Source organism: Micromonospora sp. NPDC049089 (genome assembly GCF_040648775.1).
GTDB lineage: Bacteria > Actinomycetota > Actinomycetes > Mycobacteriales > Micromonosporaceae > Micromonospora.
The window spans coordinates 1-4,906 of record NZ_JBEZEH010000321.1 but is presented as its reverse complement, the minus strand read 5'-3'; the positions used below and the strand labels follow the sequence as shown (position 1 = coordinate 4,906).

At 70.0% G+C, this 4,906-nt stretch carries 3 protein-coding genes and 1 pseudogene; 3 read left to right on the top strand and 1 reads right to left on the bottom strand.

Annotated features, from left to right (window positions below; translation table 11 throughout):
- The coding region (locus AB0B48_RS31945) for a 1-phosphofructokinase family hexose kinase (protein ID WP_357208126.1) at window positions 1–818 on the bottom strand (818 nt) is incomplete at its 3' end.
- 385 nt (window positions 819–1,203) lie between these two features.
- On the opposite strand from AB0B48_RS31945, the gene AB0B48_RS31940 reads away from it, so the two are divergent.
- The 3 genes and pseudogenes from AB0B48_RS31940 to AB0B48_RS31930 form a co-directional block, all read left to right on the top strand.
- Window positions 1,204–2,277, top strand: coding sequence for a right-handed parallel beta-helix repeat-containing protein (locus tag AB0B48_RS31940; protein ID WP_357208124.1), 1,074 nt, complete (start codon window positions 1,204–1,206; stop codon window positions 2,275–2,277).
- Between the two features lie 20 nt (window positions 2,278–2,297).
- On the top strand, window positions 2,298–4,463 hold the full coding sequence (locus AB0B48_RS31935) for a family 20 glycosylhydrolase (protein WP_357208122.1): 2,166 nt from the start codon (window positions 2,298–2,300) through the stop codon (window positions 4,461–4,463).
- Window positions 4,464–4,481: 18 nt separating this feature from the next.
- Window positions 4,482–4,649 (top strand): annotated as a pseudogene (locus AB0B48_RS31930) (RICIN domain-containing protein); the annotation flags it as partial.
- Window positions 4,650–4,906 lie beyond the last annotated feature (257 nt).

Below are 4,906 nucleotides of genomic sequence, written 5' to 3'. Positions count from 1 at the left end.
GCCGCGAGGGCGTCGCCGGCGCCGGTCGGGTTGCCGGCCACCCGTTCGGGCGCGCGGGCGTCGTAGGCGGCCCCGCCGCTGACCGCCACGAACCCGTCCGCGCCACGGGACACGACGCCCGCGTCGGCGCCGAGCCGGACGAGCCGGTGCGCCACCTCGACGGCGTCGTCGCGAGTACGCACCGGGCGGCCGAGCAGATCCGCCGCCTCGTGGGCGTTGGGTTTCACAAGCGTCGGTGCGGCGGTCAGCGCGTGGCGGAGCGCGGCGCCCTCGGTGTCCACGATGGTCTCGGCACCGCCGGCCCGCGCGATGGCGACGAGATCGCGGTACGCGGTCTCCGGCACGCCCGGTGGCCGGCTGCCGGACAGCACCACGACCCGGGCCGCCCGGACCCGCTGGGCGAACACGTCCCGGAACGACTCCCACTGGCCGGCGGTGACGTACGGGCCCGGTTCGTTGAGGACCGTCGCCGTGTCCCGCCCGAGAACGGTGACCGTGCGGCGGGTCTCCGCGTCGAGGCGGACGAACCGCGCCGGTACGCCGGCGGTCGCCAGTTCGGCCTCGATCTGCTCGCCGGCGGCACCGCCGGCCAGGCCGAGGACAATCGCCTCGGCGCCCAACTGCCGCAGCACCCGGGCGACGTTCAGGCCCTTGCCACCGGCGCGGGAGACCACGTCCGTCACCCGGTGGGAGGTGTCCGGCACCAGGTCGGGCACGGTGTAGGTGACGTCAAGTGCCGGATTGAGCGCCACCGAGATGATCAGGTCGCCGGGCGCCCCGGACTCCGGCGGACCGCCGCCGTCCAGGTCTCGTTTCATGTCCGCCTCTTCCGACGACGCCGGCCCATGAGTACGCATGATCTTTCATGACGCCTGAGCGCGAGAATCAATCAAGATGTTGCAGACCCTAGGATCTGGCACCGGCGACGTCAAGGTCGGTCCTGAGCGCTCGCGCGCCGTCACGGCCCCTGCTTGCACCCGCGTCGAGGAGGCGCGGCGTGTTTCGGCAGGCCCGAAGTGCCGCGTTCCGCTCCCGCCGAAAGTTGCACCAATTTGCACGGCCACCGTGACACCAATGGCCGGAGAGCCGGCGGGTGACCGTCGCGGAGAGCGAGGAAACGGGCTCTTGACGGGTGTCGATATCGCTCGTAAGTTCGTCCGACATCTGACGTAGGACAATCTCACGCTGTCCGAAGGACCACCCATGACCACACGACTCCCCCGCCGCGCGGTCGCGCTGGCGGGCGCCGCCGGTGCCCTCGCCGCCGTCGTTCCGCCCGGCCGCGCCGATGCTGCGATCGCCTCGACGTCCCTCCCGGTACTCGGCGTCTCCGACGACTGGAACGCCGTCCTCGCCCGTACGCCTCAGGTGCAGCTCGCACCCGGCGCCACGTACACCCTCACCGCGCCGGTCGCCCTGCCCGAGCACTGCCTCATCGTCGGCAACGGCGCGACTGTCACAGTCCCCGACGACCAGACCGGCGCTCTGTCCATCGTGGGCCGCAGCGGTGTCACCATCAGCGGCGTCCACTTCCTCGGACGCCAGGCCAGCCCGGTCGGCACCGCACCACAGTTCGCGCACGTCGCCGTCCGGATCAGCCGCAGCACCGGAGTACGCATCCTGGACTGCGACTTCACGAACTGGCGCGGTGCCGGCCTGGCGATCACCGGCTCGACGGCCGACGACTACTTCGGCTACCGGCTCAAGGTCGACGGCAACGCCTTTCACCGCTGCTACTTCGGCGTCTCGTTGGCCGACCGCAGTGAGTACTCGCAGGTGACAGCGAACAGCTTCACCTCGTGCCGACTCGCCATCTGGAACTCGTCGGGGAACTGGACGATCAACGGCAACGTCGTCGTCGGCTGCTACGGCGCCTACTACTCGTTCGCCCAGACCAGCCCGTACGGCGCGCTCGCCAGTGACAACTGGGGGCACGGCAGCCTGACCGGCAACACCGTCAACCACTCCAACGGCGGCGTCCCCGTGCGATGGAGCACCGCGCTGTCGTTCCCGATCGGCGCGACGGTCCGCGACCCGGGCCCCGGTGTGGTCGTCGACGGCGTCCTGCCGCCGACCTTCACCGGCAACACCCTCTGGTACAGCGACGTCCGCGCCACGAACCTGCTCGGCACCCGGTGGCTGCTGTCCGGGTGCACGCTCTCCAACCTCGCCGTCACCTGCGCCGGAAGCGTCCCGGTGCACCTGGTCGGCACGCAGTCCAACAGCGGCACCGCGCCCCTGTTGCAGGGCAACGTCAAGGATCTCCTACCGCTCTGAACGATCGGGGGTACACGACCGTGTTCTCGTCCCGCAAGCGGCTCCTTCCTCTCGTCCTCACCTCCCTGCTGGTCGGCGTGGGGCTCAGCGTCCCGTCGGCGGCCCGGGCGGCAAATCCGACACCCCAGGTCGCGCCGAGCGTCCGGGAGTGGGCCGGCGGCACCGGCGTCTGGACGCTCACCGCGTCATCCCGGATCCTGGTTGACCCCGCGTACGCCAGCCAGTTGTCGACGGCCGCGACGTCGCTGCGCGTCGACCTCGGCGCGATAAGCGGTGCCGACGTACCCGTCGTCTCGTCGGCGACACCGGGAACCGGTGATATCTTGCTCACCCTCAACGCTGGCGACCCCGGCATCGGCGACCAGGGTTACCTGCTGACCGCCGGGTCGGCCGTCGTGGTCCGCGCGAACGCGGCAGCCGGCGCGTACTACGGCACGCAGACCCTGCTGCAAGTGATCAAGCAGAGCGCGGCGAGGACGACGGTGCCGGCGGGGACCATCCGGGACTACCCGCAGTACCGGGACCGTGGGGTGATGCTCGACGTCGGCCGGCACTTCTACGAGATGGACTACCTGGAGAACCTGCTCCGTCGGATGGCGTGGCTACGCCTGAACACGCTGCGCCTGCACCTCACCGAGTGGAACGGCTTCCGGCTGCGCAGCGACAGGTATCCCGGGCTGGCGTCGGCGCAGTCCTACAGCAAGGCCGACCTGCGACGACTTCAGGACGTCGCCAAGCGGTACCACATCACGATCGTTCCCGAGATCGACCTGCCGGGCCACGCGACGGCCATGACGACGTACGACCCGACGATGCGGTTCTCCTGCTCGTCGATGGACTACGCGCCCTGGCCGGGCGGTGAGAGGGGCGGCTGGACGCTGAACCTCACCAAGGACAACGCCCGGACGTTCGTGATGAACCTGCTGTCGGAATTCGTGCCGCTGTTCGACGGTCAGTACTTCCACATCGGCGGCGACGAGTACCAGACCGACGCCGCCAAAAACTCGTGCCCCGAGCTGGTCAGCTACGCGCAGGCGCGGGCTTTCGCCTACCCCGGTGACGTCTTCACGGAGTTCATGAACCTGATGAACGACAAGGTGCGCTCGTACGGCAAGACGGCCCAGCTGTGGAACTGGTGGGAGACGAACGGTCAGCAGACCAGCATCAAGCCGGCGACGAACATCGTCCTCACGCCGTACACGGGGTCGCTGAACTACTTCTACAACCTGGGCCACACGGTGGTCGGCGTGCCGGAGAGCACCCTGTACGTGACACCCGGGCTCAACCTCTACGTGAACACCAAGAACGTCTACGAGAGCTGGGCGCCGGACCAGAACGCGAAGGTCAACGGCTACCAGATGGCCCGCTGGTCGGACGCCGTGGAGTACCAGACCGACGAGTGGTTCGACCAGTATGCGAAGCGGCCGACCGAGGTCGTGGCGGAGCGCCTGTGGGGCGGCCCGCGCTCGGGCACCGTGGAGGCGTTCTTCGCCCGCGTCGACGCGACCGGGGACGCCCCGGGCGTGCCGAGCGTGGTCCAGGTCAACGACACCCCCACGGGCACCGGTGACAACCAGTTCAGCTACTCGGGCACGTGGTCCTACGGCACCGGTGGCGCTCAGCAGTTCCAGCGCGACGACCACTACAGCAGCACGCTCGACAGCGCCTACCAGGTGCGCTTCACCGGCAACGAGATCAAGCTCTTCGCCGCCCGCGCGGCGAACCACGGGCGGGCGGGCGTCTCGATCGACGGCGGCCCGGAGACTGTCGTCGACCTGTACTCCCCCACCCGGGTGGACCAGGCGATGGTCTTCACCAGCGGACCGCTCGCGCAGGGTTCGCACGTCCTGCGAGTGCGGGTGCTGAACAGCAAGAACGCCAGCTCCTCCGGTACGGCGGTCACGGCGGACAAGGTCGAGGTGTCCACCGCGGCGACGCCGGCGGCCGCCTTCGACCCGTCGACCGAGTACCGCGCGGTCAACCGCAACAGCGCCAAGGTGCTCGAGGTGCCGGCGGGCAGCGGGGACGGCGGCGGCGCCATCCAGTGGTCCAGCAACGGTGCGACGCACCAACGCTGGACGCTCGCCGACGCCGGCGGCGGCTACTACCGGATCGTCAACCGCAGCAGCGGCAAGGTGCTGGACGTGTCCGGCGGGTCCACCGCCGACGGGGCGAGCGTCGTGTAGTGGACGTCCCACGACGGCGCGAACCAACTGTGGAGCGTCATCCCGGTCGGCACGTACTTCACGATCATCAATCGGAACTCCGGCAAGGCGCTCACCGTCGCCAACGCCGCGACCAACGACGGCGCCGCAGTCGTCCAGTCGACCTACCGCGGAGGTACCGAACAGCAATGGACCCTCGCCCGATGACCCACCGACCGAGGTCACGATCCGCAGCAGCGGCCGCGTACTCGATCTCGCCGGAATGATCACCGACAACGACGTGGACGTCGTCCAGCGCACCGCGCCCGGCGCGACCCGCCAACAGTGGTCGCTGTCCTAGGACCGTCGTCGCAGGACGCCGCGGGGGGGTCCTGCGGCCCCCGGCGGGGCGTGCACAGGCGGACGGGGGGAGCTCCCCCACGCGGACCCGCCAGCAGTGGCGGGGTCCCACAGGTGGGCCCCAG

Coding starts and splice junctions, on each gene's coding strand:
- AB0B48_RS31940 (WP_357208124.1), top strand. CDS start 1,204: ATGACCACACGACTCCCCCGCCGCGCGGTCGCGCTGGCGGGCGCCGCC.